The following is a 26,384-nucleotide window of genomic DNA, read 5'->3' on the forward strand; positions in this document are numbered from 1 at the left end:
ACCCGCGTGGCCGTGACCTGCTTGAGGTCAGCGATCGAGGATCGCGTTCGCGCCGCTCAGGAGCTCGGCGCGGAGATCGTCCACCGGCACGTCCGCGAGCTGGCTGACGGGGTCGGTGGCCGCGGCGAACGCCTGGGCCGCGCGTACGCGCCGGCGCCAGTCGGGATCGGGCCCGGTGAGCAGGTCGATGGCCCGGTTGACGATGCGCACCATCCTGGACATGACCTCGGTCGTCTCGTCGCTGTAGACCGAGGCGTCGCGCAGGAGCAGGGCCATGGTCTCGCGGTGGGCCAGCATGACGTCGAGACAGCCGCCGAGCACGTGCTGCCTGATCTCCGCCTGCGTGGCGCGGGCCGCCGCGCCGTCGACCACCGACTCGAGCTGCTCGATGGGCGGGCCCACCAGGCTGGCCAGGATCTCGCTCTTGCTGCGGAAATGGTGATACAGGGAGGGCTTGGTGATGCCGACTCGCTCGGCGATGTCGCGCATCGAGGCGGCCCGGTAGGTCTGCGTGGTGAACAGCTCCCGCGCTGTCTCGATGATGCGGCTTCGCGTGTCGCCCGGCTCCGTACGCAGCAACGGCTGTCCTTCGTCCTCGGTGCTCAACTGGTCACAGCCTATCCGCGTCGCCGCCCTCGCTAGGCGATCCGCGAGCCCGCTCCGACGGCGTGGTCAGAGCCTGCCTTCGTACAGTGCCTCGATCAGGCCGCGGACCCGGAAGTCGCCGCCTTCGAGCAGCTCGGAGCCGCGGTTGGGGACGTAGGCGAAGGCCAGGCCGCGTGCGGGGTCGGCGAAGGCGAAGGAGCCGCTGGCCCCGCTGTGCCCGAACAGCCCGGTGACGTGCTCCGGCGCCGGCCACATCGGGCCGCCGGGCAGCGCGAACCCGAGCCCCCACGACGTCCGCACCCGCAGGATCTCGTCGATGCCGTCGCCGTGGGGCCGGCGCACCTCGTCCAGGAGCGGAGGGCTGAGCAGCCGGACGCCGTCGACCTCGCCGATCAGCGCGGCGTAGTAGCGCGCCAGCGCCGGGGCGGAGGCGACGCCGTCCATGGACGGGCTCTGCACCTGGTACGTCCTCGGATCGTTGGTGGCGTCCCAGCCGATGGCGACGCTGCCGAACATCGAGCGGTACGTCAGCGTGGCCGGATCGTGCAGCGCCGCCACCAGGCCGGCCAGCTCGGGCACCGCCATGCCCAGCCTGAGATCCTCGGCGCCGGGCACCACCATGGTGGCCATCCTGGGCAGCTCGGCGTCGGGCACGCGGAGGTAGCAGTCGAGGCCGCCGAGCGGCTCGGCGATGTGGCGGGCGAAGAACTCGCTCAGGCTCGTCCCCGACACCCGCCGGACGATCTCCCCGGTCAGGTGGCCGAACGTCACGCCGTGGTAGCCGTGGGCGGTGCCGGGCGGCCACTCGGGTGCCGCGGCGGCCAGGGTGTCGGTGATCGGCGTCCAGTCCCTGAGGTCCTCCCAGGTGACGGGCCTGGCCTCCATCGACGGCAGCCCCGCGCGGTGGCTGAGCAGCACCCGTACGGTGATCTCGCCCTTGCCGTTCCGCGCGAACTCCGGCCAGTAGCGGGCCACGGGCGCGTCCAGGTCCACCTGGCCCCGCTCGACCAGCAGCAGGAGCGCTCCCGCCGCGAAGGTCTTCGTGGTCGAGGCCAGCGGCGCGATCGTGTCGTGCTCCCACCGCCGACGGGTGCCGGGGTCGGCGTCGCCGCCCCACAGGTCCACGACCGGCTCCCCGTGCTGGTAGACGGCCAGGCCGGCGCCCACCTCGGCGCCCTGGGCGAAGTTGCGGCGGAAGACCTCCCGCACCGCCTCGAACCCGCCGGCGACGGTCCCGTTGATCTCGGTGACATCCATGACAGTCCTCTCACATCGCTCTACCGACCGGTCGGTAGAGAGGGTGGAGTGGAGACTACCTACCGGTCGGTCGGGACGCAACCGATCAGTCGCCGGCCTCAACGCGGGGAACCGTGCGACTGAGGCGCCCGGCTCCAGGCGCGAAGCGTTTCACTGAGGCGCCGGCCTTCAGGCGGGGAAGCGTTCCACCAGGTCGTCCACCACCCCCTCGAACGACCCGCGCTCCTTCAGTGCCGCACGCTGCCGGGCGGCCCCGCTCCCGGCGGCGCGCAACCACCGCCACCCCCGCATGACCGCCTCCAGGTCACCGCTGTCCACCAGGGCCGGCCGGACGTGCTCCAGCAGCCCCGCCACGAGCTCCGCCACGGGAACCGCCCGCCCGGTGTGCGGATCGACGCCGTGCCCGTCGAGCCCGTCCCTGGCGGCCCGCCAGTACGCCACCCGCAGCAGCTCGCCCGGCGTCCGCGGCCCGGGATCGCCCGCCTCCACCCGCCGCAGCGACACCGTGACCAGCGCCCTGACCAGCAGCGCCAGGAACACCGACTCCCGCGCCGAGGCGGGCACGTCGCTCACCCGCACCTCCACGGTCGGCAGCCGCGGCGACGGCCGCACGTCCCAGAAGACCGTCGCCGGATCGACCAGCGCCCCGCTCGCGGTCAGCGCCGCGACCACGCTCTCGTAGTGTTCGAGGCCCTCCAGGTACGGCGGCGGCCCCGCCACCGGCCACTTGCTCCACGACAACACCCGCCAGCCCGCGTAGCCGGTGTCGCGGCCCGTCCAGAACGGCGAGTTCGCCATGAGCGCGATCAGGACGGGCAGCCAGGGCCGCAGATGGTTGCAGACCAGCGGCACCAGCTCCCGGTCCGGCAGGTGCACGTGCACGTGACCGGCGCAGATGGCCTGCTCGTCGTGGAGCGAGCGGTAGTTGTCGATGCCGAGGTCGTAGCGCGGGTCCTCGGTGATGGGCGGCGGCACCGCGGCGCCCAGCACGGGCGTGCCCGACGCGACCGCGGCCAGCCCCTCCGCCCGCGCGGCGGCGGCGACCACGTCCCGCATCCGCCGCAGCTCCCGCTCCAGCCCGGCGGCGTCGGCGCAGGGCGGCGTCTTGGCCTCCACCTGAAACCGGGTGATCTCCGTGCACACCCGGTCGCCGAGCTCGCCGGCGGCCCGCCGGACGACCTGCCCGGCCCGCGGCGCCACCTCCCGGGTGCGCGGATCGACGACGAAGTACTCCTCCTCGACCCCCATCAGGGGCCGGACGGGATCGAACGACGCGGCTGGCACGGTCATGAGCTCCCCTGCGACGGTGGACGGCGGGACGGCGGGACGGCGGGACAACGGGACGGCGGGACAACGGGACGGCGGGACAACGGGACGGCGGGACGGCCCGGTCCGATCCCAGGACGACCAAATCCGGAGCTCGGGACGGCCCGCTCCGATCCTGCCCGTCGCGCCGCCCGCCCGGCAGGCCCTTCCCGCAACGGCGGCCGTTAGGTCTAGGCGACTTATTGGACGCGACGTACAGTCCCGATCAAACCTCCCGTCCCGAGGCGGTCGATGACCATGTCGTCGCGATTCCTGGTTCCCTCAGTCGTCCTCCTGCTCGTCCTGGCCACCGGCGCCGCGCCCGCCTGGGCCGACCCGGTGGCCGGGTCGAGCTCCTGCACGGCGGGTGGTGTCACCTGGCGGGTGGCGTGGACGGTCTCCGACTCGGTCTACGGCCCGCTCGCCAGGGTGACCGGCCTGACCAGGACCGACGCCTCGGGCACCACCGAGGCGGGCGCGCTGCGGTGGGAGCTGCGCTGGGACAACCTCCCCGGTCAGTGGCCGCCGGACACCCCGCAGGCCGTGCCGTTCCAGCACGTCACCGGCACGCTCACCGGCACGCCCGCCGTCGGCGACCGGCCGGTCGCCACCTACCTGTCACCGCGGCTGGTCACCCCCGACGGCGGCTGCCAGGTCTACCTGTCGCCGTACGCCAACGCGCACGGGCAGCCCGGCCTGCCACGGGTCGCCGTGCTCGGGGACAGCCTGCTGCAGCAGCTCAACGACTCCGGCTACAACGCGGCCCACGGCATGCAGGGCTACGTGGAGGGCAACCTGAACACCGCCGGGATGCTTGCGGAGGTCGAGGGCCAGGGCGGGCGCCGCTGGACCGACGACGGCGGCACCGGCCTGGCGAAGGCGGACGGCTACCTGCTCGACGAGTTTCGGGGGCTGGGCGAGCACGAGACGAGCGGGTTCGTGGTCGCGCTGGGCGCCAACGACGCGCTCCACGTCGCGCTCGGCGCCACCCAGCAGGAGCGCGACGCGCGCTGGGCGGCGGTGTACGACAAGCTCGTGGCCGTGCTGGGCGAGATGATCGCCGGCACCGGCTGCCTGGTCGCGATCACCGCTCCCCAGCACGGCAACGTCTACAGCGGCGACTACGCCGCCGCGGCCACCCGGCTGAACGACGTGCTGCGGTGGATCGCCGCCGCCGACGGCGCCGACTCCTTCACCCTGCTCGACTTCGCCGCCGAGGCCGGCCAGCACCAGCACGGCGCCGCGCAGCCGTGGTTCGACAGCGACAACCTGCACCTGAGCACCGCCGGGCGGCTCGTCTACACGGCGAAGATCACCGAGGCCGCCGGGCGCTGCCGGCAGACCCCGGCCGCGCGGGCGGTGCAGGTCTACGGCGCGCCCGGCACGTTCGGGACGCTCACCGACGGCGGCACGGCGCCCACCGGCCAGCCCATCGGGGCCTCCCCGGTGCCCGGCTGGGACGTGCCGCCGGGGCAGAGCGCGTTCTTCTCGGCCGTCGCCGCCGACGGGACGATCTTCACGGCGGGGCTCGACCACAACGCGGTCTTCTTCTTCCCGACCGCCGACGACAGCGTGATCATGTCGTTCGACCCGGCACGCCGCGCGTACGAGAACATCCGGATCCGCTCCACCACCGGCGCCACCCACGGCAGGCACCCGCCAGCCTCGCCGGGCGGCAGCTCCATCGCCGACCTGCAGGCCATCGACGGCGGCGACGCGATCGCGTTCACCGTCTTCGCGCCCAACCAGAGCGGTCACGACGGGCAGGGCGTCTGGCCGACGTTCGGCGTGCTGACCAAGACCGGCGGGCGCTGGCAGGTCGCGGACGGCAACCAGTGGACGGCGGCCCAGCTCAGGGACTCCCACCCCACGCTGGGCCGGGCGGCGTGCGGCGACAGCGCGCCTTACTGCCGCGGCATGAACGAGATGTCGCTGCTGCCCGCCTCCAAGGACCTCGTGGTCGCCCAGTACACCTCCGGCACCGGCGAGGAGAACAAGAACGGCGCCATCGTCGTCCTGCGCGTCGAGGGGCCGGACGCCGCCGGCCGCTACACCGCCAGCATCCGCGGTCACTACCAACTGCCCCGCTTCCCGAACCCGCAGACCGCCGCCCCGGACGACTACGCCGACCTGTCCGTGCTCGCGGTCGAGGCCGACCCCACCGGCACGCTCGGCGACGAACGCTTCACCGCGGTCTTCGACGCCTGGAACGTGCACAACCCGGTCATCGAGTTCAGCTACGACGCCGCCACCGGGCGCATCACGCCCGTCTCGGCGCCCCTCATCGCCGGTGACCGCGACGACGGCGGCCGGTTCTGGGGCTCCAGCGCCGGCACCTACGATGGGGACGGCAACCTGTGGATCCGCCGCAGCCGCGGCTTCGCCAACGGCCCGCTCGCCGTCTACGCCCGGCAGCCGGGCCGGCACAACGTCGGCGGGCAGAGCTGCGCGTACGACCCGGCCAAGGGCTGGCACGAGTACACCTCGTCCTTCGGCGGCACCACCGTGTGGGGCCTGACCTGCCCGCCCGACTACGACCTGCTCCAGGGCGCCGAGACCGGCCCCACCACGGGCGTCGCCTACGACCCGGAGCGCGGCCACCTCGTCACGCTGGGGGCGAGCGGCGAGGTGCTGGCCATCCGCCCGAGTGGCGCGGGCCGGGCCATGTCGTTCACGATCGGCGCCTTCACCGACCCGGGACGCTCCAGACTCCCCGTCGGCGCCAACCCCGCCGACCCGGCGCGCAAGTCCGTCACCGACACCCGGCTCGGCGGCTTCGACGCCTCCGGCCGCTTCTTCTACTGGCTCGGGCAGCGCGTCGCCCCGAGCTGCGGCGCGCCGGTCGAGGGGCCGTGCCGCACCGACAACGCCTACGCCGAGCTGGACCAGTGGCTGGTCACCGTCGACCCGGGCGCCCTGTTCGACCCGGCCCCTGCCATCCTGCCGGTCGAGCCGGGGCAGCGCCGCACGATCGAGGCCGAGCACACCGCCACCACGGCCACCACCCTCACGCAGGGCTCCACCATCACGGTGGACTCGCACGCGTTCGTGCACCTGTGCATGTGGGGGTGGGGGACGAGCCAGTGCGCGGACAAGGGGGCGGACAACTCGTACCAGACCGAAGGGTGGGTGCTCGCGGACGACACGGGCACGGCGGGGCATCCGGGGACGCCTGTTGCGTACAAGGTGTTCGTGCCTCGGGGTGGGGAGTACACGATCGCGTACCGGGCCCGCATGCGGGGGGCGGCCGGCGGTCGCATCCACGTCCGCGTCGGCTCCACCGCCTACCCGGCCACCACCGTCGCCGAGGGTGGGTGGGGAGTGGTCACCGGGCCGGTCCTGACGCTGGCGGCGGGGGAGAACACGCTGACCGTCTCGGCGCCGCCGGGGGAGGCGGGGTGGTATCTGAACTGGTTCAGCCTTACGCGAGGGGCGTCGTAGGGCGGCTCACGGCGCGGTGGCGCGGTGGCGCGGTGGCGAATCACGTTGGCGCGCTGACAGTCATGGCGCCCTACGCCCTACGCCCCGCGCCCGCGCCCATGCAGCACGCCCGCGTCCGCGTCCGCACCTCGCCCGTGCAGCGCGCCCGCGTCCGCACCTCGCGCCCTCAGCCGAGACGCGCGGAAATGCAACCGAGCGTCATGAACATGGATCCTCTCGCCGCCGACGCCTTCACTGAGAACACGGCACCCGAAACGACAAGAGGCAGGAGGCGGCTGATGTACGCGATCACCGGAGTGACAGGTCATGTCGGCGGAGCGGCGGCCCGGAGGCTGCTGGCCAGGGCCGAGCCGGTGCGGGCCGTGGTCCGCGACCCGGCCAGGGGCAAGGGCTGGATCGAGGCGGGAGCGGAGACGTTCGTCGCGGACCTGGGCGACAGGGCGGCCCTGGCGGAGGCGTTCGGCGGCTGCCGGGCCGCGTTCGTCATGCTCCCGACCGATCCGGCGGCGGACGACGCCGGCCACCGCGCGCTGGCCGACTCGATCGCCGGCGCGGTCCTGGACAGCGGCGTCCCGTACGTCGTGATGCTGTCCTCCCTCGGCGCCGAGCTGCCCGAGGGCACCGGCCCCATCCGCTGGCTCCACCATCTGGAGCACCGGCTGCGCGAGACGGGCGTCCTGCTGACCGCGGTGCGCTCCGGGCACTTCCAGGAGAAGGTCGAGGCCGCGCTCGACGCCGCACGCGGGGCCGGCGTCTACCCGGTCTTCGGCGACTCGGCCGACACGCCGGCCCCGATGATCGCGACGCACGACGTCGGCAAGGTGGCCGCCGACGCCCTCCTGACGCCGCCCGCGCGCAGCGAGGTCATCGACCTGGATTCCCCCAGCTACACCGAGCGGCAGGTGGCCGAGGAGCTGGGCGCCGTCCTGGGCAGGCCGCTCCAGGTGATCACCATCCCGCAGGCGCAGTGGATCCCCAGCATGGTGGAGGCGGGCGTGCCGCCGCAGCTCGCGCGGGAGCTCGCCGGCATGTACGAGGCCGTGGAGCGCGGCCTGCTGCAGCCCGCCGGCGATCGGCGGATCGCCTGCCCGACCGAGATCGGTGAGACGTTGCGCCGTCTGGTGTGACGTGAGGGGAGGCGGTGTGCGCACGATCGTGCTGACCGGCGGAACCGCGGGCTTCGGCGCGGTTGTGGCCGAGCGGCTGACGCGGTCGGGAGACGTCCGCCTGATCCTGGGCACCCCGCGGCGGGGCGAGGCGGCTCACAGTGCGGAGCCGTCGCGGGCGCTCTGGAACGACAGCGCCATGCTCGTCGGCCTGCCGGAGTGAACGAACCCATGAGCATCTGTGTATTCCGGTGAAACAAAAAAATCGGCGCGGCCGAGAACCCCTATATGGTTGGGTCCCGACGCTCGGGCAGACCTGGCGGTTTGCTGCGAAATGCGACAAATGCGACGTCGGGGAGATATTGGTGAGTGACGATACCTTCGCGAGGAACAGGCGATTCGCCGGATCACGGATCACCTGATTCAGATTTTCGCGGACACCCACTCCGCCGAGCACGTCGAGAGGGTGATGCAGGCCGCGTATCTGTTGAGCGACGAGTTTCTGTCAGTGGAAACGACAGGTTCTTGGCAGTAGCTCGCGACAAGTTGATGTCAGTGACGGCGACAGTCAGTCACTGACATCTGGAGGCGAAGCCGAGTGGCGTGCTGCCCGGAAGCCGTCTCGCTGTGCGTGGGTGTCGGCCGGGGCGCTGGGACGGTGGTCGAGGCTGAAGCGGACATCGTCGTCCAGGCTGACGCGGTGGGGCCCGTTCTGGCTGTGGATCAGGCCGCCGTCCTTGAGTGCTTGTTCGGCGTCGAGGTGGTCCTGGCGCCAGCTGTCATATTCACCGTGGCTGTGGAGGACGTAGGCGGCCAGCAGGGTGTTGGCTTGGTCGTCGGTGAGCGGTGCGCGGTAGCGGACGTTGTCGGCCAGGGCGCGGCGCTGGTCGTCGGTGAGCACGTCCAGCCGGGCGGAGACGGCCCAGCCATCTGGAGGGACGCGGCGGAGTGCGACGGGGCCGGCGAGGGCAGGGTGTGCGTGGGCGTGGCTCAGCGCCGTGGTGATGCGATCGAGTGTCCACCGCAGCGCGGTGGCGAGTTCGTCTGCGGTGAGCGGGATGCTGGTGGTGGCCAGTGCGGTGAGCACGGTCAGCGCGTCGGTGTTGAGGTCGGGCTGCGCGGTGTCGGCCGCGGTGTCGGCGGCGGCGGCGGTGGTGCAGCGGGCGGGTGTGGGTGGATCGAGTGCCTCGATGAGGTCGGCGGGGTGCAGATCGAGACGGCGGGCAAGGTCGATGATGACCTGGGCGGGGAGGGCTGTCAGGCCGGGGACGTCGCCGGTGTGCAGATGGTGCGGGTGGATGCCGAGGAGGTCGCCCAGTTCCCAGAGCGACAGGGCGGTTTGTTCGATGCGTTGCTGGAACGCCTGAGGGTTCATGCGGGTCGTCCTACGGGTGGGGAGGTCAGCCGGGCGATGAGGTCGCGGTCGAGCTGGCGCATGACCAGGGCGCGTTCGTTCAGCCAGCCGTGGGAGCGTGGGGTGAGCCCGACGTCGGCGCCGTACTTGCAGGGGTCGCGGTGGAGCCAGGGCGGGTTGAGGTTGAGCCGGCGGCAGGTGCGGATGGTCCGCTCGTGCAAGGCGGCGGCTGGGCTGCGGGCGGGGTCGTGGTCGTTGAGGAAGAGCGGCTCGTCGTCGGCGGCGTTCTGGCGGCGTCGCAGGGCCTGGTGGGCGGCGAGCAGGTGCCGGGCGTGCGGCGGGATGAGGATGGGGCCTTGGCAGGCCAGTTCGCCTTCGGCGACGGTGAGTGTGGTGGGTGCGCCGTTGGGGGCGTAGAAGAGTTTGCTGTGCGGTGGTGGCGGGTGGTGGTGTGGTGGCGGGGCGGCCAGGTGTGAGGCGTCGGCGGCGAGGTCGCCGTAGCGGAAGCAGCCGAAGTGGGTGGGCGGCAGGTTCAGATGCAGGGACAGGGCGGTGGCCGCGGCGTGATCGGTGGGGGCCAGTGTGGCCAGATCGCGGGCCCGGGCCGGGGTGAGGTCGCCGGGCAGCCGGGCGGCGGGGGCAGGGCCGAGGGTGGCCGGGGTCCAGCGCAGCAGGATGGCGTGCCGGAACAGCGCGGCCTGGGTGGCGCGCAGCGCGATGAGCGCCGGGGCGGGTTCGGCTGTCGGTCCGAGGTGGGTGTCGCGTAACCAGCCGATCAGGTCGACAGCGATGTCGGTCAGCGGCGGTGACGGGAGGGCGAGCCAGTCGTACAGGCGCGGGTCGCGGTCGGCCATCCAGGCGTGGACGTGTCCGACGGCGGCGCGGTAGAGGTCGTCGGCGCGGGCAAAGGCGCGCGGGGACAGGTGGCGGCGGCAGGCGGCGCGGAAGGTGGTGAAGTCGGCGGCGGGCAAGACGGGCCATGGCTCGGCGTGGTCGGGCCGGGCGGGTACGGGCAGCGGCAGCACGTCGGGCAGGTCCTGGGGGCGGATCACCTGGTCGGGGTGACCGGCGTCGACGATCAGTTTCATCGTCGGGCCGAGGTGCTCGTCTCCACTCCAAATCAGCCACAACCACATGCCGAGCTCGTCGGCCAACGCGATCAGGTCGGCGATGCGGTCGGTGGGCAGGATGTTGGCGCGGTCGATGAGCAGGTCGGTGATGCCGGTGGCGGTCAGCCAGGCGCGGGCCAGCTCCCATCCGGCGCCGCCGATCCTGTCGCGGCGCAGCCCTTCGGGGTTCTTGCCGAGCGCGGCCAGCACGTCCAAGCCCAGGGTGAGCTCATCGCCGCCGCCCGGCGTGGGGCGGATGAGCAGACGCGGGCAGGGTGTGTTGGTTCGCTGGAGCGTGCCGAGGCGGTACAGGTAGCGCTGGGTGGCCTTGAGGTGATGGCGATCGTCGACGATGACGGGCTGCGGGTGGGGCCACAGGCGGCGGTCAGCCATCCAGGCCGCCGCCGAGCAGGGTGTAGGCGTTGGCCAGCACCGCCTCGTCCAGCCGGGTCCGGCCGGCCTGGCCGCACAGCGCGGCGGCGGTGTGGGTGAAGGCCGCCCAGTCGCGCAGGGTGCCGTGGGCGTAGAAGTCGTTGATGTCGAGCAGCAGCTGCTCGTCGGCGTCGGCGTAGATCGGGTGGTAACCGCGCATCAGCTCGGGGACCTGAGCGCGAGGCAGTGCCTTGAACGGCAGGCGGCGAAAGACGCGCGAGCGCAGCATCGGCTCGCGCGAGAGCACCTCCCAGCAGCCGTCGCCGCCGACGTACAGCAGTGCGAAGCGGGTGTCGTGGTGGTCGTGCAGGTGGCGCAGCAGCTCGATGCAGTCGCTGTTGAGGCGCTGGGCCTCATCGATGCACACCAGCCGGCGAGGCCCGGTCAGCAGGCCGACCAGGTGAGAGACGAGGTGGAAGCGGCTGTGCGAGCGCGGCGGCGCGCCGCCGGTCAGCGCGGTGAACAGCTCGGCGGCCACCCGGCGCATGGTGGGCTTGGACGGGAAGGCCAGCGAGCAGGTGATGACGCGGTGCTCGCCGTCTTCGCGCAGCCGTTCCAGATGCGCGTCGACGGCGAAGGTCTTGCCGACGCCGGCCGGGCCGTGGATGACGCCGGTGGCCGAGTAGTCGATGAGGTCGTCGATGATGCGGCCGGTGAGCTGGAACTGGGCGGTATCCAGCGTCGCGGCGTCCCGCAGGCCGAGAAAGTGGACGGGCATCAGGACGTCTCCTCCGGAGGGATGGCCCGGACCGGGCGCAGCCCGAGCAGGTCGCTACGCGAGCGGCGGGTCAGCTCGCCGTCGGCACGGCGGCGGGCCTGGTCGGTCAGCGCCGCGGCGGGCAGCAGCCGCGCCTGCGCCGGCTCGCTGTCCGCATCCGACAGGGGCGCCAACTCGGCGCGGGTGCGAGCGGCCGCCTGGCGGCGTTGCCGGGTCAGGCGTTTGGTCTCCTGGCGGGCGTGCTCGCGGAAGGCCTCCACCTGTTCGTCGGTGAGCTGGCCTTGCGGGTGCGCGGTGCACAGGTGCTCGCCGTCGAGGTAGACCTCGACGAAGCGGTCGTCGTGCGGCATGTAGCGCACCTGCACCGGCTGGCCGCGGCGGCCCTGCAGTTCGGGGGCGACGTAGGCCAGGCCGTGCAGGCGCACGCCGTCCTTGCCGATGGTGCGCTCGATGCCGGCCAGCAGCAGGTGCCGCAGCCGTTCGGCACCGATGCGCGCCAGCGCGGACGGATCGTCGTTCCACGCCTGCACCGGGGTCCGGCCGTCCAGCGCGGTGTGTGGCCGTTCGGTGTTGTACCAGGCCGCCCAGGAGGCGAAGTGGGCGGCGAAGCGTTCGATGCGCATCGGCTGGACCGCCTGATCGGGCGCGGCGGCACGGGCGGCGGCTCCATCGTCCAGCGGCCCGTACAGCTTGCCGGCGGCATCGCGCGGGCCTTCGGTGAAGCCGGGCAACCCGGACAGCAGGGTCTGGTCGATGGTGCGGTGCAGTCGTTCGATCTTGCCTTTGCGGTGTGGCTGGCGGGCCGGCAGGCGCTGCAGGTCGACGCATAAGGCGGCCAGAGCCTCGCGCACCGAGGCGGCGGCGAATTCCAGCCCGCGGTCGATGCGTACCAGGGCCGGGATCGCGCCGAACGGGCCGCGTTCGGCGTCGCAGACCAGCGCCATCCGCAGTGCGGTCAGCACCGTGCCGGCGTGCGGCGTCAGCGCGAGCGCCCATCCGAGCAGGGCGCGGGTGCCGTCGTCGACGATCGTGGTCAGCCACGGGCACACCGCCGGGCCGCGTGGCGGGAGCACCAGGATGGGCAGCTTCTTGTGGTCGGCCTCCCAGATCTGGTTGCGGTGCGCGGCGGGGCGCACCAGGTAGACGTCGGCCTCGCGCCGGGCCTGCTCGCCCGAACTCCAGCTGGCCCGCTCGGCGGGCGACAGTGCCCGGGTGAAGGCCCGCTGCAGGGTGCGCAGCGTGACCGGCTCGGCTCCGACCCAGCCCTGGACCAGGAATGCGGGGATCGGTACGCCGGCCGCGCTGGTCTGGCCGTCCAGGACGGCGGTGCGCGCCCGGTGCACCGCGGCGATGTTCGCGCCGTAGTGGGCGTAGGCCTCCCGGTCGGTTTCCGTCAGCGCGTACGGCGGCGGACCGGGACGGCGTGCGGCGCCGTCTTCGCTGCCCAGCATTCGCCACACGGTGCGCTCACTCAGCCCGAGACCGGCGGCTGCCAGGCGCACATGGTCGGCGGTGAGATCGCCGTCGGCACGCAACTGACGCAGCCGCTCGACGGCGGCCTGGCGCTGCTCGCGATCGGCTCTCGGCATGATCGGCCTCCCGCTGCGGGGGAGATATCACAAGGTGCCTGGACCGGAACGTAGCAAGGCATGTCACCGCGGTCAGGCGAATGAGAAAGTCTCCGGCCAAAGCGGCCAAGCTGGGCCGACCTCCTCGGCGTTGCCGCTGCGCTCATGCCAGGTGTCGGGTTCGGTCAGGTTCCTGTCGTCGCCCTGGAGTAGTCTCCGCGCCATGCGCGCGAAGTTACCGGTGTACGGCATGCCGGAGCCGGGCCCGCGGCTGGAGATCCGGCCCAGGTTGGCGAGCTGGGACGCGGCCGGGCACCCGAGCCAGGTCTGGCTGGAGGAATTCCTCGTCGAAGCGTCCCGGGTGTGCGCTCCGCAGCTCGACCAGCTCCCGGATCCACTCGCGTTGCGGCTGGATGTGGGTCTTCCCGTAGAGACGCCGCTGCTGGAGCAGCATGACCTGGACAACTACCTGTTCCCACTCGTCACCAGCCTGAGCAAGGCCAGCGGCAGGCGGTTCGTGTCGGTATGGGGCACCAAGCAGCACGCCCCGGACTCCCATCTCGGCGTCACCGAGGCGGTCCCCGCCGGAGACGATCTCGGGCCCGGCCAGGTCTTCGATGTTCGGACCACCGCGGCCAGCGACTCAACGGCGTTCAAGGAACAGATCGACCAGCAACTCACCGAGGCGGTGCTCCTGCCCGAAGGGCCGCTTCGGCTCCACATCGGCTTCCTCGTCGGCCCCCGAAGGCATTGGGCCAACCTGTGGAAGCCGACCATCGACGCCCTCGACCGGATCCTCGGCCGAACAACACCGAACCGCTCCTGGCACCCCCGCGACGGCCGCATTGTGGAACTTGGCCTGAGCGCTCTCACTGACCCGGACCTCGGCCACCACGTGGCTCTACGCATCCACGCCGGCTCTTCATGCAACTCAGCCAGAGTCGCCACCACCTGACTGAACAGGCGAATCCCCGTCGCATGCCCAGCCATGGGGCGATCAGTGCTCTGCCTGGTCTCGGCGTCGGCTGAGCAGATCGCGTTGAGGCCTTGGCGACGTCGGCGGCGGCGAGGTCAGGCACGGCGAAGCCGGGGGTTCCCGGACATAGGTTTCTGGACGGTGTTCGCCCAGGTCGTCACTGCGTCCGGAAACGTACACCTTTCCCGATGGGCCGAGCTCAGCTCCAAGCTGTTGCCGTAACCTCTCAGCCCTTGGTTGAGTCGAGTGGTTTTTTCATCCACTCGGGGACGTCTAGATCCGTGAATAGGCGGAACTCTTCGGCTACCTCGTCGGGATCCGCTGCATAGGCGCGACGCAGCAGATTGAATATCGTGCTGATAATGCCCTGGGCAGACTCAGGTAGTTGCTGCCCGAGATGGAATGCATCAATCAGGGGAGCGATCGCCTCGCGGAACCGGTCATCTTTGATCAGAACGTACCCAATGGTCATGGTGCTTCGGGCGTGGGGGATGAGGTAGACAGCCGGGTTGGCCTTAGCCAACTCTCGGCAGGACATCAGGGCCTCCGCCGCGAATGCCCACGCCTCCTTTGGCTGGCCGATTTCTGCTAGCAGGGCGGCTAGGTTGCTCAGCGAGGTGGCCAGGAGGGGCAGGTAAGCATCCTGGCCGCGAGGGACCAGCTCACGGTAGGAGGTGACGGCCTCCGCCGAGAACGGCAGCGCCTCTTCCCGCCATTCACTCTCCGCCAGCCAAGCGGCGAAATTGGTCAACGCAGCAGCCAGGTCAGCTAGATATGCGTCCCGGTCGCAGCCAACCAGTTCCCGCCGCAGTGTGACGGCCTCCGCCGAGAATGGCAGCGCTTCCTCCCTCCGCCCGCTTGCTGCCAGTAAGACCGCGTGGTCGTACAACGATGTGGCCAGGCCAGGTAGGTAAACGTCCCGATTGCGGTTGGCTAGTTTCCGCCGTAGGGCGATGGCCTCCGCCGAGACCGGCAGCGCCTCCTCTGATCGTCCGATTTCTGCCAGTAGGGCGGCATGGTTGTTCAACGACATCGCCAGGTCAGGCAGGTAGACGTCTCGATTGTGTGCGACCAGTTCTTGTCGCAGGGCGACGGCCTCCTCCGAGACCGGCAGCGCCTCCTCTGGCCGTCCGTTCTTTGCCAACCAGTTGGCGTGGTTGTTCAACGAGGTGGTCAGCTCAGGCAGGAAGGCGTCTCGATTGCGGTCGACCAGTTCGCGCCGCAGGGTGACGGCCTCTTGAGAGATTGGCAGCGTCTCCTGTGGTCGCCCATTCTCTGCCAGTCGGACGGCGTGGTTGTTCAGCGACTTCGCCAGGTCGGGCAGGAAGACGTTCCTATGCTGGTCAGCCAGTTCCCGCCGCAGGGTGACGGCCTCGGCTGAGATCGGCAGCGCCTCCTCTGGCCGCCCGCTCTCGGCCAGCCAGATGGCGCGATTGTCTAACGCGGCGGCCAGGTCTGCCAGATATGCACCCCGGTCGCGGCCAGCCAGATCCCGGTAGAGGCTGACGGCTTCGGCTGAGATCGGCAGCGCCTCCTCTGGCCGCCCGCTCTCGGCCAGCCAGATGGCGCGATTGTCTAACGCGGCGGCCAGGTCTGCCAGATATGCACCCCGGTCGCGGCCGACCAGTTCGCGCCACAGGGTGACGGCCTCCTCAGAGATGGGGAGCGCCTCCTCTGGCCGTCCGTTCTCTGTCAATCGCGCGGCATGGTTGTTTAAGGAGGCGGCCAGGTCGGGCAGGTAGACATCTCGGTTGAGCCGGGCGAGGTGATGCCAGATTTTGGTAGCCATATCCGTCGCTGCCAGGGCACGCGCATACCAGCCAGCGTTGGATAGGCGGGCAGCCAGGTGATCATGGATGCGAGCGCAGGCGACGAGGTCGATGGGAGCGGCCAGCCGATACCCAGTCAGCCGGACGGCCACCGCCGCGATACCGATGTCCAGGTCAATGTGCCGGTGGTTGGGGAAGTGGGACTCAATGGCTTCTAGGAGATCAGGTTCGACATCGTCCAGACTAGCCAGGGCGGTCAGGGCGGCGCTGCCTGCAGTTAGGGCGAGTTTGGGATCGTGGCGGAGCAGGGGGTAAAGGTGGCGGGGGCCGAGGTGGGGCCAGCGTTGGGTGGCGGTGGCCAGGAAGGTGATCGCGCGGGGGGTCCAGGCGGGAGGCGCGTGGTCGCTGTCGCGGGTGAGCAGGGTGCCGGCTGTGTGGGCGGCCCAGGGTTGTGCCGGGTAGTCGGCCGTGTGTCCAGGGAAGGTCAGGGCGAGGAAGTCTTCGGCGAGGCGGTCGGGATACAGCGGTTCTAAGACGGTGGCCCGGAAAGGGTCGGCCGGGGGATAGCAGAGGCTGTGGTCGGCGATGACCTGCTCGGCCGGGAGCGGTAAACGCAGAGTCTGCACAAGCGTTGCGCCTGCAGTCTCGGGGAGTGCGCCGGTGAGAGCGGCGGTGAACACCGTTCGGTTCATCACCGCCGGTGGGGTCCGATACTTTCGGTCAGCCGGGTTGAGGTCGTGGGCTGCGTCCTGGTGCAGGCGGGTCCAATGCAGGTGTTCGCGATCCAGCAGATAGATGGTCAGCCCGGCCATATCGCCAGGAGGCTTGCCGCCACAGATGTGGGCGTCTACCGCAACCAGGGCGGCCATGTGCAGGGCCAGGGTCAACCCGAAGTCGGGATCACCCAGCGGGCCGGGCGGGTTGATGGCGACGGCGTCGGCAAGGCCGTAGCGGGCGGCGAAGCTGTCACGCGCCACGCGGAACATCTCCCTGCGTGGCCCCGGATCATCCGGTAGCTCCTTCAGAGGCTGCGTTGATGTTTCGACCCGGAGATTGGCCAGGTTAGCCAGGCTGGCGCGAACCGCCGGCCAGACATCGGCACTTCGCGCGAGCATAAGCACCCGGACCGGAACGGCACTGCGGTGGAGCAGGGCGTTACTGAACAGCCAGGTCAGATGCGTCAACGGCCACTGGTCGGCGTAGTCAACGATCAGCAGCAGGCCAGCGGCGCCATCCAGACGCAGGTCCTGGCTGCCCGGCGGAGGCAACACCGACCCAGGACCCTGGATCGCGGTAACGACCCGCCAGCCCGCATCAAGCGACTCATCAGCCAGCTGCGCGGCGAGCCGGGTCTTTCCTTGTCCACCGGGTGCGTGTAACCACCGGGCGGCCAGGCGGGGCCGGCTGCCTCGCCACTGGCGCAGGTCCGCCAGTTCATCGGCGCGGCCGGTGAAGTCGACCACGGCGAAGCGGGCATTCAGCATCCGGCTGGGCAGTTCCCGCAACCATTGCGGGTCCACCTCGGGCGCAGATCGCCACCTCTCCAGCAGGTACAGGGGCATGCCGTTGCCGAACACGTGAATGTCAGCGCCGATGACCCCGTAGGCGAACCCATCGACTGCCGAGACGTTCTGAACGATCGGCTGCTGGTCCTCGCTCGCCATCAATCCTCGCCAACGTCCAGATCAGTGCGTGAATCAGGCGAAGGCAGGGAGCCGGCAACCGGCGGACCACCGTAGTGGTTGATGATGTTGCCGAACATCGCACCTTGAGCAGTCGCGCCCTGAGCGGATGCGGTGATGTTCTGAACTGGCCCACCCCCCGAAAAGGTGGTCCCGCTGTTATCTCCCCCGCTGGCGATCGATCGCTCCCCGGAGGCTGAGGCACGCTGCGGTGTATCCTTCCCGCCACCGCTGCTCTTCCGATCGGTGATCAGCCCGTACGCCGCCACCCCCAATCCGGCCACCGCGACGAACAATCCGATCACGCTGGCCAGCTTGTCCGCCTCATCGAGCCCTACCCCGGCGAGGTAGACGCCTAGTCCCGCAAGGGCTGCCACGGCGATGACCGCCCCAGCCCATACCAGCACACGTCCGCGCATACTGGCATCATTGACCACTCCACAAGATCACACAACGTGATCACACGATAACGCATCCGATGTTCCGTGTCGTCCCTAAAAGTAGACGTTCCTGGAGCGAATTCCGGAAGGACCGCCGATGGAACAGACGATCGGCCTACATCCTGCTCTCGGCCCGCGGCCGAAATCCCGACTCCGGGGTGGAGGCAGCGACGAAAGACTTCCTCAGCGCGTCATCTGGTCGCGGCGTCGGCGGGCGGCGCGGATCTCGGCGTCGGCGATCTTGTCGTCGAGCAACGCGTACAGCTGCGTCGTCTCGGTGGAGGCGTGACCGAGCCGGCGGCGCACGGCCTCGATGGACACCCCGGCGTTGATGAGTTCGGTGGCGTGGGCGTGGCGCAGCTGGTGGATGTCGATCTCGACGCGTGCAGCAGCGCAGTAGCTCTGCCAGCGGTGGTGGGCGGCGTCGTAGGACAGCGGTCCGCCGCGGCCGTTGATGGAGGCGCGGAACAGCGGACCGGCTGTGTAGCCGGCGCGGGCCAGGTAGAGCTTGAGCAGGGTGACGTACCCGCGGTCGTCGAGCAGGACGGTGCGCACGCTGCCGCCCTTGCCGTGGATGCGGACGTGTTCGTCGTCCAGGCGTAGGTCGAGGTCTTCGACGTACAGGCCGCACACTTCCGAGGCGCGGGCGCCGCAGACGTAGGCGGTCTCGAACAGCACTCGATCGCGCAGCCGGTCCAGCGGCAGGTCCTTGCGCGGCCGCCGTGAGCAGATCACCGCCAGCACCCTGGCGACGTCGGCCGCGCTGGCCGGGCGGGGCAGGTTCTTCGGGACCTTGACGGTGTCGATGTGGTCCGTCGGGTTGGCGTCGAGAAGGTCGTGGCGGACGGCCCACTTGGTGAAGGAGGCGACGGCGGCGCGTTGCGCTTGCGGCTGGCCGGCGACAGCTCGGCGAGCTCGGCCAGGAACGCGCGGACCGGCGCGGCGGTCAGCTCGGCGAGGTCCTCGCCGTGGTGGGCGGCGAAGGCGATCAGGTCGCCTCGGTAGGCGCGCCGGGTGTGTGCCGACTTCCCGGCGTTGGCCAGGTCGGTGAGGAAGTCGTCGAGATGGCGGGCGAGCGGGTGGGAGTGGCCGAGTTGCTCGGCGATGACCGGATCCACCGTGCCGACCTCCACCATCCGCGAAGTTGCCAGATAACCGGGAACCGAAGCCCTCGCGCTGGACGGCGACCGCCCTGCTCGCGCTATGCCGGTGATCGCTATCTTGCCAGATAACGAAGGTTATCTCTTAAGTGGTTCCAAACCGCTCGCACGGTCGATTAGCTGCTCGAGGAGCTTGAGCGGGATGCGGGCCGGATTGATGAAGACGGCACCCGGGGGTCGCCGGCCCTGGCGAGGTGGAATGGGCTATGAGCCCTTTTACTCGCTCCCCCAAGTCCTCTACGCGTCCGCCTGATTTGCATGCGCCGCGCGCGGTGTGGTGGTGGATCGTCCCGGGCGCGCTCCTGATAGGCGCAGCCGTCTGGGGCACCATGAGCTGGCTGCTCAGTGACCTCAACCTACTGCCCGTTACCGAGCAGGTCTCCGCGCGTATCGAGGCCGCGCGCACCGCGCTCGCGGCCGCGGCTGGCGTTGGTGCCACGGTAACTTTGATGCTTGCAGTGCGTCGGCAACGCCATCAGGAACTGGCCGCTGCGCACAGCGCGCACGACGCCGCCGAGCGACGAGTTACCGAGCTATATACCAAGGCCGCCGAACAACTCGGCAATACCCAGGCACCTGTCCGCTTGGCCGGGCTGTACGCCTTGGAACGCCTCGCCCATGACACTCCGGCGCTGCGGCAGACGATCGTGGACGTAATCTGCGCCTACTTGCGAATGCCCTACACTCCACCTCGAGACGACCTCCGGGAGAAGATCCGAACCGCTCAGCGCGCCGCACGCGCCAGGACAGGCTCGTCGAATAGCGCGGCCGGGCGGAGCCCTTGGGAGGAACAGCAGGTCCGGCTCACAGCCCAACGCATCCTCACCGAGCACCTGCGGCACACCGAACCGAGCAGCAGCCAAGGAAGGTGGTATCGAAGGCCCTGGCGTCGAAAGACACCAACCAGCTCCCGGTTCTGGGACGGCATCCGCCTCGACTTGACCGGCGCGACGCTGATCAACTTTGACTTTCAATCCTGCCACCCCGCCCACGCCTATTTCGTCGGAGCAACCTTCTGTGACAACGCGGTGTTCGACGGAGCGATATTCCCTGGATGCGCTGAGTTCGGCGACGCAACTTTTGGCGGAATCACCCGTTTCAACAACGTGACCTTCCAGGACAACGCCTGGTTCGTTGGGGCGACCTTCGACGGGGGCGCTTGGTTCAACGGCACGACCTTCGACGCTGCTGCTGAGTTCCGCGAAGCCGTTTTCAAAGGTCCCGTCCGGTTTGGCCGAGCGACCTTCGACGGCGCGGCTCAGTTCGACAGAGCGATCTTTGATGTATCGGCCAGATTTGGTGGGGCTGCCTTCCATGACGACGTCGGATTCCGGCAGGTGCTCGGAGCAGAACGCGTGTCCTTAGCTGGGGCGGTAACCACTTCTGATGGAAAGTTTAGGAAGCGGCACTGGCCACCCGGTTGGCATCCGAACCAGGAGCTTGCTCCCAACAACAAGCTAGGCAAGGTGCCTGTTGTGCAGGTGACGGAGATCACAACCACCTGACCAGGCGAGCACGCTCTTGGGCACCTTGACGAATCACAACAACCCCCGACCGGAAGGTGATCGGTGATGATGCTCTCAACCATCCGTCGTAGCCGAAACCAGCCTACAGAGCTTCGGTGTCGATCGAGCGCAACACGAGGGCCAGTCGCTGATCACTGAGAGCCTGCTGACAAAGGCTTAAGTGCTGGCGGGCGTGGGCCCGTAGAGAGCCGGTCCGAGCTTGTTGATGTAGCCCTGGTGGGACCATTGGGATAGCTGAACGCGGAAGCTGTTGACGTTCTCGATCTTGAGGATGGCGGCCAGCTCGCTGCCTCGCCAGACTCGCCACGGCTGAGCGGCCAGGAGTTGCAGGACCTTGCCGCGCCGGTCGGGGCTGGACAAGACCGGTAGCGGCGGCGGGCCGCTCCAGCGGCTTGGGGAGGGCAGGCCTGCCAGCTCGCGTGTCAGGCGGCGGGTCATCTGGTGCACGGTGGCCCACCAGATCATGGCCTCGTGATGGGCAGGCTTGCGTTCGTAGATCCGCGCCAGGCGGCGGTAGCGGACCAGCCAGGCGAACGTTCTTTCCACCACCCACCTGCGGGGCAGCACCACGAAGCCGCGCAGGTCGTCGCTGCGCTTGACGATCGTGACCGCCAGGCCGAGGACCTGCCGGGCCCAGACCTGCAGCCGTCCGGCGTAGCCGCCGTCGGCCCAGACCAGGCCGATGGTGGAGAACTTCTCGCGCAGCAGCGCCAGGACCGGATGCGCGCCGTCGCGGTCCTGCACGGACGCGGCGGTGACGATCACGCACAACAGCAGCCCGAGGGTGTCTACCACGACGTGCCGTTTCTGCCCCTTCAGCTTCTTGCCCGCGTCGTACCCGCAGGCCGCCGCCCCGATGGTCTCGGCCGCCCGGACGGTCTGGGAGTCGACACACCCAGCCGTCGGCAGCTCACGCCGGCCGGCCAGGACACGCAGCCGCCCGCGCAGCCGCGCGGCCAGCTGTTCCGGCAGACCACGCCGCGACCAGCGCAGGAAGAACGCATACACCGCCTCGTGCGGCGGGAAGTCGACCGGCAGGGCCCGCCACTCGATCCCGTACCGGGTCACATAACCGATCCCGTCCAGCACAGCTCGCAGGTCGTGCACCATCGGCCGGCCCGCGACCGCGACCAGCTCGGCCATCACACCCCGCGCCTCGCCCTCCAGCACCAACCACTCGGCATCGGTCAGATCCGACGGATATGCCGGTTTCCGGCCGCGACATCCGCACCCCGGTGAGGCGCAACCGCTGGCGTTCACGGCCACGGGCGTGTAGACAGACAACCACGGGCTCCTGGCCGCTGAGCTGCTTAGACAACACCTCAGCTACCGGGAGCCCGCTCGCGTTCACGGGTCAACAGCCCAATCATGACCACAGCACGGCGCTCTTCTGACCCGAGCCCCAACACCAAATCCCTTTGTCAGCAGGCTCTGAGTGTTGGGCCAGTTCGAGTTCGGCTTCGATCTGGTCGCGGGTCTCCCGCATCCGGTGCCAGTTGCCGCGCAGCTCGGGGATTCGTCCGTCCTGCCGTACGAGGGTGGCCACCAGGTGGATGTGGTCGCGGGCGTGCCGGAGTGCGATCCATCGGCAGGCGTTGAGGTCTCCGTACGGGGCGATGCCGGCGGCGTCGATGAGGCGGGCGGCGATCTGTGCCCAGGTGGTGTCGGTGAGGGGCCGGTGCGAGCCGCTGGTCACCAGATGAAGTAAGCAAGCAGGGTGGCTACGGTCAAGGGAAGCAAATACCGCATGCCCATGGTGGCCCGGTACAACTGCTTGTACTTGGTCATAGCCAGATGCGAGAGCTTTCGAAGTGTCTCCGCCTTGGCTTCCAAGGTGCTCTCGGCGACCATGCACTGCAGCAGGTCGCCTGAAGACTCGTGCTTGGCATAGGCGACGAAACCAGTACCACCGCCGTATTTAGGCGTCATCCGCGGCGTGATCGCGCGCAGCACATCCCAAGCTGTGATGGCCAGTAACGCGAACGCGATGATGCCCACCGCCTTTATGATCCAATGGACCTGCGAGTTCCCTTGTAGGACGAAGCCCAGCGCGGTCGCCGCCAGCGTCAGCACCACTAGCAGCACGTTGGCCTTGGTGTCACTGCGAGCGATTTGGTTGAGGGCGACGGCGATCGCATTGTCCAGATGCGCGCGTACCTGGGCATCGGCAGTTTGCTCAGCGATCCCGTCGGTCTTGAGACGGCGCTGGGTGAGCATGGTGGAACTTCTAGCCGACGCGATCCCCGCCGCGAACGCCACGGCGGTCACGGTCACCACGATGCGAACCGGCTTCATGCCTCCAAGCTGATTCGAAGCGACGCTGACGGCTAGGGACGAAGGAAACTCTGGCGCCGCCTTTTGTCATGACCCAGTCAAAAGCTCTGATCTGCCGGGTTCCGTTCGTCTGATTACAACCTGCCACTGACAGTGGTGTCGCGGGCCGCTGACACTCTCCTGGCGCACAACACGGGTGGCGTGTTGCCCGGAAGTCGTGTCGCGGTGTGTGGGTGTCGGCCGGTGCGCCGGGACGGTGGTCGAGGCTGAAGCGGACATCATCGTCCAGGCTGAAGCGGTGGGGCCCGTTCTGGCGTCCTGCTCCCGAAGGCGTCCCAGCCCCAGAGTAGCGATGAGCTAGATCACGATTACTGCTCGTGGGCGTGTATCTCCGACATCACCGATGCGACATTCCCGGCATAGCGCTCCAAGATCCGCACTATAGGGTGCATCGGGTGGACATGACCGATCCCGCCACCCGGGACATTCTCCTGACTTTCGAACACGCGCGATCCCGGCTGTTCGGGCGCCTTGAGGGCCTGACCGACGCCGAGTACCACTGGGAGCCGGTCAGCGACTGCGTCGGACTGCGCCCCGGCGACGACGGTGTCTTCCGCGTCGACGCGGTCTTTCCGGAGTCGAGCCCAGATGCACCGGACCCCGTCACCACGATCGCCTGGCGTATCTGGCACATCGGCAACCTCTGCCTGCGCGGCTATGTGATCTACTTCTTCGACGATGCCCCGGAGTTCGGCGACCGCGACGCGTGGCCGGGCACCGCGAAGGAGGGCCTCCAGGCGCTCGCCGAGGACTGGGAGCACTTCACCTCCCGCCTCGCAGCCCTCGACGACGAGCGCCTGCTGGCGCCGATCGGCATGGGCCCCGCCGAGAGCACCTACACCTACCTGAAGCTCGCGCTGCACGCCCTGGTCGAGGTCTCGCATCACGGCGGCGAGATCGGCCTGCTGCGCGACCTGTACATACGCCAAGGCGTCTAACACGGCCTCCGTCTACCCACCTGATCACACTCTGCGACCGACATTAGTGTCGCGGCCCACTGACACTCTCCTGTCGCTCAACAGTATCGCCGTTTCGACGGCTTTCCGGTCCGGGATTTCGTTCCCGTCCTAGCCGAACGCGTGGCCCGCAGCGAGCTGACCAGCCCGCCGGAGGCGTCCCCGGAAACCCAGGCGCCTCCGTACGTCGCCAACGGCGGCAAGGTCGTGCCCGGCGCCGCCGCGGAGAAGGCCGTGCTGCCCCTGGTGACGCCGCTCTTCACCGGCCAGGGGTAGACCGACAACACCTCCGAGGGGCCGTTCGTGGAGTACCTCACGGTGGGCATGGGGCCGTCGCCGATGGTGTGGATCTACGAGGCGCAGTTCGTGGAGGCCGCCGCCCACGGGCAGGTCAAGCCGGGGATGGTGCTGCTGTATCCGTCGCCGACCGTGCTGTCCAAGCACACGCTGGTGCCGCTCAAGCCCTCGGGCGACCGCCTCGGACGGCTGCTCAGCACCGACCCGCGACTGCAGCGGCTGGCCGCCGAGCACGGGTTCCGCTCGAACGACACCGGCAGCTTCGCCGAGGTCGCCGCCGCTCACGGCGTACCTGTCGCGAAGGACCCCATCGACGTGGTCGACATCCCCTCCTACGACACCCTCGAGCACCTCCTGGAGGGCGTCGCCAAGTCCTACGGCTGATCGCCGCGGAATCCTGACGCGCCGCCGCCGGGCGGCGCGTCCCCTTTGTGCGGCGATGTCCGCGCATGTCGTGGGGCGGCTGGACGGCTGCGGTTGCCGTCCGCTGGCCATGTGGCGGAGTGCCATGGGCGACCACTGGACGATCTCGGACAAAACCCTCTGGCTGGTCAACGTGCGGAGCCATAGCAAAGCCTTCAGGAAGGTCCGACGGACCAAGTCCCTCACGGAGGCACTCAATGCATATTCGCTCACGGCGACGCATCACGTACGCCGCCCTGGCCGGCGTGCTGGCGCTCGGCGGAACGGGGCTCACCATAGGGGTTGCGACGGCGCAGCTCGAGAACGACGACCCTGACGTGGCCATGGTGAAGGAGGCGGCAGCCAAGAAGAGCGACTCTCTCATGGCCACCACCTCCGAGGACGCCGACTCGGAGGAGATCAGCGTCGCCGACGAGGCCGACGACCCCGCCGAGTCGGACGAGAGCGGCGACGCGACCGCGATGACCGATGAGGACGACACCACCACCGAGACCGACGACGACACCAGCACCGACACCAGCACCGACACCAGCACCGACACCAGCACCGACACCGAGTCCGGCACCGAGTCCGACGTCGAGCAGGCCGACGGCACCGAGGTGACGGACAAGACCGACACCGGCGACGAGACCACGGAGCCGGACGACACCGAGACGACCGACGACACCGAGACCGACGCGGACGACGCCGGGGTCGGCTCCGACGAGATCGAGGAGGGCACCGAGGAGACGGCGACCGGCGAGGAGGCCGTCACCGAGCTCACCGAGGAGCAGGCCCGCTGCCCGTTCACCACGCTCTACAAGGGCAGCGTCAAGCAGATGCTGATCAAGCGTGAAGGTGTGCGGACGGAGGCGGTCAGCACCACCGAGAAGACCAAGAAGGGCAAGACCCGCACCACCGTCACCATTGGGATCGGCTTCGACATGAACCGTGGCGACGCCCGGACCATCATCAACGGCATCCTGAAGGAGACCACCGCGCCGTCCGAGCAGGACGACATCAAGTCGGGCAAGGCGTTCGACGACCTCAAGGCGGGGGCGGCCGAGCTGACCGAGGAGCAGGTGAACGCGCTCTTCGACGTCTCGTACGAGGAGGCCAAGGAACTGGTCACGCGCCGGGGCATCGAGAGCTTCGACAAGCTGCCGCGGTCCGTGCAGGCGGCGTTGATCGACTTGGCGTTCGCGCGGCCGAGCAAGGTCAACGACATCGCGGACGAGATGAACCTGGGCACCCAGGCGGCGCTGGCCAAGAAGCAGTCGCTGAGCAGCGCCAACTATGGGCCGGCCGCCAAGCGGCTGGAGGCCATCGGTGAGGCTGCCGGGGAGCGGGGGCAGGCGGCCGACAAGATGCGGTTCGAGCTGGATGCGGCGATGCTGCGTAACAAGTGCTGAGGCACTGTCATTGGAGTTCCACTGGGTCGTGCCCGGGTTTCCGACGGAATCCGGGCACGGCCCTTTTCGTGTCCGCATTCCGGCTCGCGTGCCCGGTCCACGCGCCTTGCGCCGCCTGGCGTGCGCGCCCCGCGTGCGCGCCCCGCGTGCCCGCTCCGCGCCCGCGCGGCCCGCGCCTGCGCCGCCCGCGACTGCGCCTGGCGCACACCTGGACGCGGGCCGTTGGCATGCGCGAGCGCACCCGGATGCGCGGGGCAGGCGGTGGGCGGCGCTTGCCGTGCTCGGCTCGCCGTCGGCCGCGCTTGCGAACCGCAGCGGCTCCCGCCTCGCATCGTGACGCCCACCTCGCCAGGCCGGGCGATGCCGGACGCTGCCACGCTGGGCTGCGTCGCGTCTGACGTGGGATGCGGTGCTGCGTGATGCGGTGCCGCGCGACGGTGCGATGCGGCGTGCTGCTAAGCGGCGTGCCCCTGTGCCGCGTCGGGCTGCGGCGCGTCGGACCCCCGGCGGCGGAGTGTCGGGCTGCCCACGCCA

The 26,384-nt window shown here is 69.8% G+C and carries 23 protein-coding genes and 1 pseudogene; 10 read left to right on the plus strand and 14 right to left on the minus strand.

The genetic code is table 11. From position 1 onward, the window contains the following. Positions 1-27: 27 nt before the first annotated feature. The 3 genes from LCN96_RS24550 to LCN96_RS24560 form a co-directional block, all read right to left on the minus strand. Positions 28-606 (minus strand): TetR/AcrR family transcriptional regulator, encoded by a 579-nt coding sequence (locus tag LCN96_RS24550; RefSeq protein WP_225275229.1) that lies wholly within the window; start codon positions 604-606, stop codon positions 28-30. A 66-nt stretch (positions 607-672) separates the two neighbouring features. After that, positions 673-1,863 carry a serine hydrolase domain-containing protein gene (locus LCN96_RS24555; protein ID WP_225275230.1) on the minus strand — a complete coding sequence of 397 codons (1,191 nt, stop codon included), beginning with the start codon at positions 1,861-1,863 and terminating at the stop codon, positions 673-675. 168 nt (positions 1,864-2,031) lie between these two features. After that, positions 2,032-3,153 carry a carboxylate-amine ligase gene (locus LCN96_RS24560; RefSeq protein WP_225275231.1) on the minus strand — a complete coding sequence of 374 codons (1,122 nt, stop codon included), beginning with the start codon at positions 3,151-3,153 and terminating at the stop codon, positions 2,032-2,034. 273 nt (positions 3,154-3,426) lie between these two features. On the opposite strand from LCN96_RS24560, the gene LCN96_RS24565 reads away from it, so the two are divergent. The 4 genes from LCN96_RS24565 to LCN96_RS57440 all read left to right on the plus strand — a co-directional run bounded on the left by LCN96_RS24565 (position 3,427) and on the right by LCN96_RS57440 (position 8,250). After that, positions 3,427-6,609, plus strand: coding sequence for a hypothetical protein (locus tag LCN96_RS24565; protein ID WP_225275232.1), 3,183 nt, complete (start codon positions 3,427-3,429; stop codon positions 6,607-6,609). A gap of 278 nt (positions 6,610-6,887) precedes the next feature. Then, on the plus strand, positions 6,888-7,736 hold the full coding sequence (locus tag LCN96_RS24570; protein ID WP_225275233.1) for an NAD(P)H-binding protein: 849 nt from the start codon (positions 6,888-6,890) through the stop codon (positions 7,734-7,736). A gap of 16 nt (positions 7,737-7,752) precedes the next feature. Next, entirely contained in the window at positions 7,753-7,938 is a 186-nt protein-coding gene (locus tag LCN96_RS24575; protein ID WP_225275234.1) for a Rossmann-fold NAD(P)-binding domain-containing protein, read from the plus strand. Positions 7,939-8,112: 174 nt separating this feature from the next. Then, on the plus strand, positions 8,113-8,250 hold the full coding sequence (locus LCN96_RS57440) for a hypothetical protein (RefSeq protein WP_397351974.1): 138 nt from the start codon (positions 8,113-8,115) through the stop codon (positions 8,248-8,250). A gap of 33 nt (positions 8,251-8,283) precedes the next feature. On the opposite strand, the gene LCN96_RS56635 is transcribed toward LCN96_RS57440, so the two are convergent. From LCN96_RS56635 to LCN96_RS24595, 4 genes are read right to left on the minus strand one after another with little or no spacing between them, the layout of a single operon-like run. Then, the gene (locus LCN96_RS56635) at positions 8,284-9,090 is read right to left on the minus strand and encodes an EAP30/Vps36 family vacuolar-sorting protein (RefSeq protein WP_263657510.1); all 807 of its coding nucleotides are present in this window, start codon (positions 9,088-9,090) and stop codon (positions 8,284-8,286) included. Continuing rightward, positions 9,087-10,571, minus strand: a complete 1,485-nt coding sequence (locus LCN96_RS56640; RefSeq protein ID WP_263657511.1) for a hypothetical protein — start codon at positions 10,569-10,571, stop codon at positions 9,087-9,089. Before LCN96_RS56640 ends, LCN96_RS56635 begins: the two co-directional genes overlap by 4 nt. Beyond that, positions 10,564-11,328, minus strand: coding sequence for an ATP-binding protein (locus tag LCN96_RS24590; RefSeq protein WP_225275235.1), 765 nt, complete (start codon positions 11,326-11,328; stop codon positions 10,564-10,566). Before LCN96_RS24590 ends, LCN96_RS56640 begins: the two co-directional genes overlap by 8 nt. Continuing rightward, positions 11,328-12,917 carry a Mu transposase C-terminal domain-containing protein gene (locus LCN96_RS24595; protein ID WP_225275236.1) on the minus strand — a complete coding sequence of 530 codons (1,590 nt, stop codon included), beginning with the start codon at positions 12,915-12,917 and terminating at the stop codon, positions 11,328-11,330. The genes LCN96_RS24590 and LCN96_RS24595 overlap by 1 nt, the downstream gene beginning before the upstream one ends. Before the next feature lie 202 nt (positions 12,918-13,119). Between LCN96_RS24595 and LCN96_RS24600 the strand changes: the two genes are divergently transcribed. Next, positions 13,120-13,851, plus strand: coding sequence for a hypothetical protein (locus LCN96_RS24600; RefSeq protein ID WP_225275237.1), 732 nt, complete (start codon positions 13,120-13,122; stop codon positions 13,849-13,851). Between the two features lie 247 nt (positions 13,852-14,098). Here the strand turns inward: LCN96_RS24600 and LCN96_RS24605 are convergent, their stop codons facing one another. The 4 genes from LCN96_RS24605 to LCN96_RS24620 all read right to left on the minus strand — a co-directional run bounded on the left by LCN96_RS24605 (position 14,099) and on the right by LCN96_RS24620 (position 18,899). Further along, the gene (locus tag LCN96_RS24605) at positions 14,099-17,305 is read right to left on the minus strand and encodes a tetratricopeptide repeat protein (RefSeq protein ID WP_225275238.1); all 3,207 of its coding nucleotides are present in this window, start codon (positions 17,303-17,305) and stop codon (positions 14,099-14,101) included. Continuing rightward, the gene (locus tag LCN96_RS24610) at positions 17,305-17,742 is read right to left on the minus strand and encodes a hypothetical protein (protein ID WP_225275239.1); all 438 of its coding nucleotides are present in this window, start codon (positions 17,740-17,742) and stop codon (positions 17,305-17,307) included. Before LCN96_RS24610 ends, LCN96_RS24605 begins: the two co-directional genes overlap by 1 nt. A gap of 204 nt (positions 17,743-17,946) precedes the next feature. Then, positions 17,947-18,498 (minus strand): tyrosine-type recombinase/integrase, encoded by a 552-nt coding sequence (locus LCN96_RS24615; protein ID WP_225275240.1) that lies wholly within the window; start codon positions 18,496-18,498, stop codon positions 17,947-17,949. Next, entirely contained in the window at positions 18,495-18,899 is a 405-nt protein-coding gene (locus LCN96_RS24620) for a site-specific integrase (protein ID WP_225275241.1), read from the minus strand. The genes LCN96_RS24615 and LCN96_RS24620 overlap by 4 nt, the downstream gene beginning before the upstream one ends. A gap of 353 nt (positions 18,900-19,252) precedes the next feature. Between LCN96_RS24620 and LCN96_RS24625 the strand changes: the two genes are divergently transcribed. Next, positions 19,253-20,428, plus strand: a complete 1,176-nt coding sequence (locus LCN96_RS24625) for a pentapeptide repeat-containing protein (RefSeq protein ID WP_225275242.1) — start codon at positions 19,253-19,255, stop codon at positions 20,426-20,428. 177 nt (positions 20,429-20,605) lie between these two features. On the opposite strand, the gene LCN96_RS24630 is transcribed toward LCN96_RS24625, so the two are convergent. From LCN96_RS24630 to LCN96_RS24640, 3 genes are all read right to left on the minus strand, one after another. Next, entirely contained in the window at positions 20,606-21,715 is a 1,110-nt protein-coding gene (locus tag LCN96_RS24630; protein ID WP_311132513.1) for an IS5 family transposase, read from the minus strand. A gap of 100 nt (positions 21,716-21,815) precedes the next feature. Continuing rightward, a complete protein-coding gene (locus tag LCN96_RS24635; RefSeq protein WP_225275243.1) occupies positions 21,816-22,145 on the minus strand; it encodes a hypothetical protein in 330 nt (109 codons plus the stop codon). Beyond that, the gene (locus LCN96_RS24640; RefSeq protein ID WP_225275244.1) at positions 22,142-22,744 is read right to left on the minus strand and encodes a hypothetical protein; all 603 of its coding nucleotides are present in this window, start codon (positions 22,742-22,744) and stop codon (positions 22,142-22,144) included. Before LCN96_RS24640 ends, LCN96_RS24635 begins: the two co-directional genes overlap by 4 nt. 440 nt (positions 22,745-23,184) lie before the next feature. Between LCN96_RS24640 and LCN96_RS24645 the strand changes: the two genes are divergently transcribed. The 4 genes and pseudogenes from LCN96_RS24645 (at position 23,185) to LCN96_RS24660 (ending at position 25,850) form a co-directional block, all read left to right on the plus strand. After that, positions 23,185-23,721 carry a DinB family protein gene (locus LCN96_RS24645; protein WP_225276051.1) on the plus strand — a complete coding sequence of 179 codons (537 nt, stop codon included), beginning with the start codon at positions 23,185-23,187 and terminating at the stop codon, positions 23,719-23,721. Positions 23,722-23,805: 84 nt separating this feature from the next. Beyond that, positions 23,806-24,015 (plus strand): annotated as a pseudogene (locus tag LCN96_RS24650) (three-helix bundle dimerization domain-containing protein); the annotation flags it as partial. 27 nt (positions 24,016-24,042) lie between these two features. Further along, positions 24,043-24,420 (plus strand): hypothetical protein, encoded by a 378-nt coding sequence (locus tag LCN96_RS24655; protein WP_225275246.1) that lies wholly within the window; start codon positions 24,043-24,045, stop codon positions 24,418-24,420. A 236-nt stretch (positions 24,421-24,656) separates the two neighbouring features. Next, complete coding sequence (locus LCN96_RS24660; RefSeq protein ID WP_225275247.1) at positions 24,657-25,850, plus strand: hypothetical protein; 1,194 nt, start codon at positions 24,657-24,659, stop codon at positions 25,848-25,850. Positions 25,851-26,384: the final 534 nt, after the last annotated feature.

The sequence above is a fragment of the Nonomuraea gerenzanensis genome (genome assembly GCF_020215645.1).
In the GTDB taxonomy this organism is placed as follows: Bacteria; Actinomycetota; Actinomycetes; order Streptosporangiales; family Streptosporangiaceae; genus Nonomuraea; species Nonomuraea gerenzanensis.